This is a genomic window from Streptomyces sp. NPDC044064, from assembly GCF_056434245.1.
This window is the reverse complement of the sequence record NZ_JBWKFN010000022.1, coordinates 157,453-163,714: the sequence shown is the minus strand read 5'-3', so window position 1 is coordinate 163,714 and position 6,262 is coordinate 157,453. Positions and strand designations below refer to the sequence as shown.

The 6,262-nt window shown below is 68.6% G+C and carries 5 protein-coding genes and 1 pseudogene; 3 read left to right on the top strand and 3 right to left on the bottom strand.

Features of this window, described 5'->3' with window-relative positions; genetic code table 11:
* Window positions 1-204 (top strand): annotated as a pseudogene (locus AC07DS_RS31460) (hypothetical protein); the annotation flags it as partial.
* 158 nt (window positions 205-362) lie between these two features.
* Window positions 363-1,325: an IS630 family transposase gene (locus tag AC07DS_RS31455; protein WP_479150741.1), complete on the top strand. Its 963-nt coding sequence runs from the start codon at window positions 363-365 to the stop codon at window positions 1,323-1,325.
* Window positions 1,326-1,329: 4 nt separating this feature from the next.
* Here AC07DS_RS31455 and AC07DS_RS31450 read toward each other — a convergent pair whose 3' ends face one another.
* Window positions 1,330-2,445 (bottom strand): pentapeptide repeat-containing protein, encoded by a 1,116-nt coding sequence (locus AC07DS_RS31450; protein WP_479150739.1) that lies wholly within the window; start codon window positions 2,443-2,445, stop codon window positions 1,330-1,332.
* 229 nt (window positions 2,446-2,674) lie between these two features.
* Here AC07DS_RS31450 and AC07DS_RS31445 point away from each other — a divergent pair, with 229 nt between their 5' ends.
* Window positions 2,675-3,652: an ISL3 family transposase gene (locus AC07DS_RS31445; protein ID WP_479150737.1), complete on the top strand. Its 978-nt coding sequence runs from the start codon at window positions 2,675-2,677 to the stop codon at window positions 3,650-3,652.
* Window positions 3,653-3,741: 89 nt separating this feature from the next.
* Here the strand turns inward: AC07DS_RS31445 and AC07DS_RS31440 are convergent, their stop codons facing one another.
* Window positions 3,742-5,256: a lipase family protein gene (locus AC07DS_RS31440; RefSeq protein WP_479150736.1), complete on the bottom strand. Its 1,515-nt coding sequence runs from the start codon at window positions 5,254-5,256 to the stop codon at window positions 3,742-3,744.
* A gap of 409 nt (window positions 5,257-5,665) precedes the next feature.
* The gene (locus tag AC07DS_RS31435; protein ID WP_479150734.1) at window positions 5,666-6,082 is read right to left on the bottom strand and encodes a hypothetical protein; all 417 of its coding nucleotides are present in this window, start codon (window positions 6,080-6,082) and stop codon (window positions 5,666-5,668) included.
* Window positions 6,083-6,262 lie beyond the last annotated feature (180 nt).

Sequence of the window (6,262 nt, the reverse complement as noted above, 5' to 3'; positions counted from 1 at the left end):
GGACCCTCGAACCTGCACGCGGCCGCGTACTTCCCGGACCTGACAGCCCTCTACGGCTTCCTCTCCCGCGACCTGGTCGGCCTGGGCATCACCCATGTCGAGACGGCCATCGTCAGCCGCGCCGCCAAACGCACTCCCGCGCCGGTCCAGCCGGTGCCAGGTGGCCAGGGCCGGGTGAACGCCACGTCGAAGAGCTGCAACTGACACCTGTCTCGACGAACCGATTCCACGCGTCTCACCCAATCCAGTCCACACAGGCCAGCGGCGCCCGAACGTCTAGTGCTGTGACCGCATAGGTTCACCGGAGTGGCGGTTGAAGCGTTTGGTGGGCGGTGACGTTCGTTCCGACCGTTGGAGGTGCGGTGGCCGAGCCTGTGCGGGTGCGCAGACTGACCGATCAGGAAGGGCAGAAGCTGCAGCAGATCGTGCGCCGAGGCAGTACCAGCTCGGTGCGCTATCGCCGGGCGATGATGCTGCTGGCGTCGGCCGGTGGGAACCGTGTCCCGGTGATTGCTCAGCTGGTCCAGGCCGACGAGGACACGGTGCGGGACGTGATCCACCGGTTCAACGAGATCGGCCTGGCCTGTCTGGACCCTCAATGGGCGGGAGGCCGTCCCGGCCTGCTCAGCCCTGACGACGAGGACTTCCTCATCCAGACGGCCACCACCCGCCCCATCAAGCTCGGCCAGCCCTTCACCCGTTGGTCGATCCGCAAACTCGCCGCCTACCTGCGCCGCGTGCACGGACGCGTCATCCGCATCGGCCGTGAAGCGTTACGGTGCCTGCTGTTGCGCCGCGGCATCACCTTCCAGCGCACCAAGACATGGAAGGAGTCACCCGACCCCGAGCGCGACGCCAAGCTCGACCGCATCGAGCAGGTGCTGGAACGCTTCCCCGACCGGGCCTTCGCCTTCGACGAGTTCGGGCCACTCGGGATCCGGCCCACCGCCGGTTCCTGCTGGGCCGAGCAGGGCAAGCCCAACCGCCTGCCGGCCACCTACCACCGCACCCACGGCGTCACCTACTTCCACGGCTGCTACTCCGTCGGCGACGACCGGCTGTGGGGCGTCAACCGCCGCCGCAAAGGCACGGCCAACAGCCTCGTTGCCTTGAAGTCGATCCGTGCCGCCCGGCCCGACGGCGCCCCGATCTACATCATCCTGGACAACCTCTCCGCCCACACCGGCGCGGATATCCGCCGCTGGGCTAAGAAGAACAAGGTCCGTCACCCCGACGTGCTCGCCGCCCAGCGCAAGGAACGCGCCCGCATCCGCAGCGAGAACGGCATCCGCTGGGGCGGACGGCCCATCGACTGCGCTGCCTGATTGCTCAATTCGCCGACGCTGACGGGCCATGTATCGGCTCCGATTGCAGCAGCGGGACCTGCCTCGTGAGCGCGGCAGCTGGGAGCAAATTGTCCGGTTCGACGCCAGGGTCTGTGGTGACAACGACGCCGGCTGTTTGCACGTCGAAGCTTGCCGGCCAGATCGTAAGGTCGCTCGCCAGCGCCCCTTCCAGTCTCGCTGCCCGCAGGTCGGCGTTGGTGAGGTCGCAGCCCCGAAGGTCGGCCAACCGCAGGTCCGCGTCGGCGAATACGGCGCCCTGAGCGCGGGCCTTGCGCAGGTTCGCCTCCCGCAGGTTCGCACGGGAGAAATCCGCCGACCTCAAGTCGGCTTTGACCAGGCGTGCGCCGCGCAGATCGGCTTGCAGACAGCGGACCTGGTGGAGAATCGAAGTGCCGAGTTCGGCATGCCGCAGGTTGGCGGCGATCAGTGACGCCTTGCTCAGGTTGACCTGGTAGACGCTCGCCGCTTCCAGACATGCGCCGTCGAAGTTGACTCCGTGCAGCCACAATCCGTCACAGTCGGCTCGGCGCAGGTCGGTCGAGCTGACGTTGAGCCACTCCGGACGCCGTTCCTGGTACAGGACCCCGAGGCAGGTCAGCGCCGTCTGAGCGTCGGCGGCGCGGGTCTCCAACGGGGGCACCGAGTTAATGGACACGTCTGCCGCCGGCACTGCGGGTTCCTGCGGAGGCCAGGGAAGATGCGTCCGCAGATACGCCGCCATGATGGAGACGACCGCCTCACGGTCGCGGTCGGAGTGATCCGCAATCCGCCACAGTGCGTAGATGCCCCCGATCCGCACGTCCAACTTGTCGCTGCCGAGCTGGTCTACGGCCCGGCTGAAGCGATCGGTGATGTTCCCCTCTCGGGTTGCGTTCAGCCCGTCCTGGCTGACGCGCAGCTGCCGCCATGTGGCATAGGCGCCGAACAGAACGACCGCACCGCCGACCGTCTGCAGAAGGGTAGTGCGCACGTTGTTCACCGCGTTCAACCGGTCCGCTGCAGCGAGGTGGCCACCTGCGAGGTCGTGGTCGACTATCACCCCCGGAAGAACCAGGAGCACGAAACCCAGTAACACGATCACGCCCAGCGCAGCCAGCACCACAGCAACGACACGAGTCAGGCGCCACCGGTCACGAACAGATCCCCCCATAGCCAGGGGATCCTAGAACACGGCCGAAGCCGGTGAACCTACGCGGTCACAGCACTAGCTTCGTTGGGACAGGACACGTGCAGCGGCGACTGTGAGTGACGGCGAGCGCCTCCGGGCGGCACTCGAAGTCGCCCGAAAATGAACCGTGGTCTCGATGGCTGGGCTGACAGTTCGGGGCGTGGAAGAGGTCGTCCGGGTGGAGGAGCTGTTGTTCCCGTCGATCGCGGACATCGCGGTGCTGTCGGTGGACGTGAATACCGAGATAGTGCGCGTTGACGCACACTGCACCACAGCCGGGGCCGTCTGCCCGGCGTGCGGGGCCTGGTCGACCCGAGTTCACAGTTCCTACCTGCGGTTTCCCGCTGACGCACCGAGCGCCGGACGAAGAGTGGTACTCCAGCTCCGGGTACGGCGATTCCGGTGCCGGAACACCATGTGCCCGCGCCGTGCCTTCGTGGAGCAGATTGCTGGCCTGACCCGCAGGTATGGCCAGCGCACCGAGGGGCTGCGTTCGGCCCTGGCCGCGGTGGGGCTTGCCCTGGCCGGCCGGGCCGGCGCCCGGGTGGCTGCCGTCCTCGGCGTGCCCGTGAGCCGGAGCACGGTCTTGCGCCTGGTCAACGCCCTGCCCGAGCCGGAGGTACCGGCGCCGCGGGTGGTCGGCGTCGACGAGTACGCCACCCGCAAGGGCCGCCACTACGGCACTGTCTTGGTGGACGTCGAAACCCGCCGTCCGATCGATCTGCTCCCAGACCGGGAGGCGTCCAGCCCGGCCGCGTGGCTCGCCCAGCGGCCCGGCATCGAGGCCGTCTGCCGGGACCGCACGCCGTTCTTCGCGGAAGGCGCTGCCGCCGGAGCGCCGCAGGCGGTCCAGGTCGCGGACAGGTGGCATCTCTGGCACAACCTGCTCCTTGCTGGACAGGTCGGGGCCGCCGTCGATGCTCCAGGCAGTGGCTTCAACGAACCGCTGACAGCTCCACCTCATCCCTCACTTCGCGGCATTGCCTCGAAAAGACGCCAGGCCCACTGGCTCGATCGCTGCTCTCTGAGGGCTCGTCCTGTCCGGCCCAGCGCCTCGGCGAGCCGCTGGGCCGGTGAGCGCGTCGGTCTGCTGCTGCACAGCAACACCTCGGAAGACGTCGTCTGCGGAATCCCGTGAGTTCCCCCTGCGCCTCGTTGACCGCCCGCCCCCGTGGTCAGCGGACCGCTGGCGACCAGGCCGTCGGCGGAGTGACCACGACACCGGCGTTACAGCTCCTTGTAGGTGAACTCATCCACGGGGCCGGTCGGGGACGAGTAGCCGTTCGACAGTACGGTGACGTTGATGGTGCTGGGCTTGCCGACGCCGATGGTACGGGCGGGCACGGTGGCAAGGATCTCGCTGGGCGCGCCGGTGCGCGTGACCTGGACGCACGGGGAAGGGTTGTTGCCGAAGAAGACCTGGGCGTCTGAGTCGAAGTTGACGCCGGTGATGGTGACGCTGTCACCCTTCCGGCCGCTGTCCTTGCTCATGCCGGTGAGGACGACCGGGGCGGGGCCGCCGTAGGCGAACTGACCGAAGGGGACGGCGGACGAGGTGCCGAGGTTGGTGGTGACCCGGACGGCGACAACGCCGACGCCGGGGGGCGCGAAGGCGCTGATCTCGGTGCCGTCGCTGCTGACGACCAGGTCCTGGCATGCGACCGGGCCGAAGTCGACCGCCGCGCCCGCGCCGAAGCCGCTGCCGGCGATGACGACCGCGCTGCCGGTCTTGCCGACGTTGCGGGTGATGGCCCGCACCACCGGGCCCGGCAGCACATCTGGAGCGCCGAGCAGGCCCAGGTAGGTGGAGTTGGCGTGCTGGTAGGTAACCTGGCCCATGAAGTCCTGGAGCGACTTCTTGACCATGACCGGGTCGTAGTCGCTCTTGTACTGCGGGTGCAGCGGGTTGGCATTGCCCGGCTGGGCGTAGACGTGGGGGCCGGGCAGGGAGGCGATTGCCGTGATGACAGCGTCGACGTCGTCGTTCGCCGCCGGACCGGGCGGATCGGGATACCACTTCTTCGCGTCGTCGAGTTTGGTCCAGGCCTGCGGCACCAAGTCCCAGGCGTTGTAGTAGCGCTCGTTGACGACCCAGTTCAGGGAGTCGACGTAAGCCGCGAAGTCCAGGCCTCCGGCGGTGGGGGCGGCAAAGGTGTAGAGGCCGAACTGCGGGGAGGCGCCCGGCCACGTCTGCGCCTGGAGGTAGGGCGCGACCATGGTGGCGATGCAGCCGCCCAGACTGTGACCGATCACGTAGACGGTGGGGTTGGGCGCGGCGCCAGCGAGGGCGCCGGCGAGCGCCTGTACCAGGGTGACGCCCGCCGCGCTCATGGTGACGACCTGGCTGAACGCCTCCATCGCGCCCTTGGAGACGGCCACCGGGGCCGGTGGCGAGCCGACGGCGGTGAATGGCACCACCGTGCCCACGTCAAGGTCTTCCAGCAGGTCGGTGACATTGGCGACCGTGCCGCGCAGGATCACGGCGAAGGCGTTGGTGGAACGACTCGCGACCAGGTACGCCATGTTCGCGTTGTCGGAGCTCAGCGCCAGCCACTGCAGACTCCAGTCGTTCCCCGTCGCGAGTGAGGACTCGGCCAACTGCTGTTCGACGCCCAGGAAGATCCGGTTCTGCTGCTGCGCCAGGGTCTCACCTGAGGGACGCGGGGTGGCGGCGGTGGCCGCGATCGCGGCCAGCGTCATGGCCACCTGGGGCATTGTTGGTGTGCTCTGCTCCGTCGGCATGCGCGCTCCCTGGAAATGGATCGCCTCACCGGATGGAGAGGTCGTGTCCTATCTAGGTTCCGCCTGGGACGTCTGACGATGTGTCCGGGCACGGAAGGTCATACCATCGGGCGTGCTCTGTCGCGGCCGGGGCGGATCAGCTGTGGGAGCAGACGTCGATCACCACCTTTCCGGGGGTAGTCCTCCGTTCCCGAGGCGATGTTCGTGACGAGGCGTGGGAATTGGCCGGCCGACGCGAACCCCGGCGGGCGCTGCGGTGACCGGGAAGGCGGGGACAAGAACGGCGGACAGGCCCAGTGGGGCGGTGGCGGTGCGAAGCCACCCATGAGGAGTGATCACGACCCATGCATAGCGGCGCTGTGCTCGGTGTGCGGGACCTTCACGGCCACAGTGTGCGGGCCGGGACTGCTCATACGGCATTCGGGACAAGGTCTGCCGGCGCGCTGGTCGTTGCTGCCGACGAGGTACAGGGCTTCGCATCGCGCGACCAGTTGTCCGTATTCGGGGCGGGCAGGCATGTCACGTCCGTCATACCCGACCGGTCGGCGCCGCGAAGGCACTGCTCCCAGTGGCGTCGGCAGGCGAGGGCGATCTTGATGGCGTGCGCGGGCAGTGCTGGGCCGGGTCGCAGCCAGAGGCGGGCGAAGTACATCACCAGGTCTGCGGCGCCATCGGCCATTCCCTGGCGCTCGGCGAGTTCCCGGGTGCGTTCGTGGGTGTCCGCGGGGACTTCGCCGGTGCCGGTCACCGCTGCTGCGGGCACCGGAAGGTAGATGACGGGGTCGGCGCGCTGCTGGCTCAGGGCATTCGGATCGGTTCCGGGCACCCTGCTGACGGTGACGAGCAGCAGAACCTCAGCGGGGGCAGCCGACTCCAAGGCGACAGAGCCTCTGGAGGCGGAATACGGAACGTGTCCCGAACGGGACCGGGGGGGGGGGGGGGGGGGGGGGAGGAGGGGGGGGGAGCTGGGCCGCCCGCCGACCCCCACCGGCGGGACAGGGCCGCG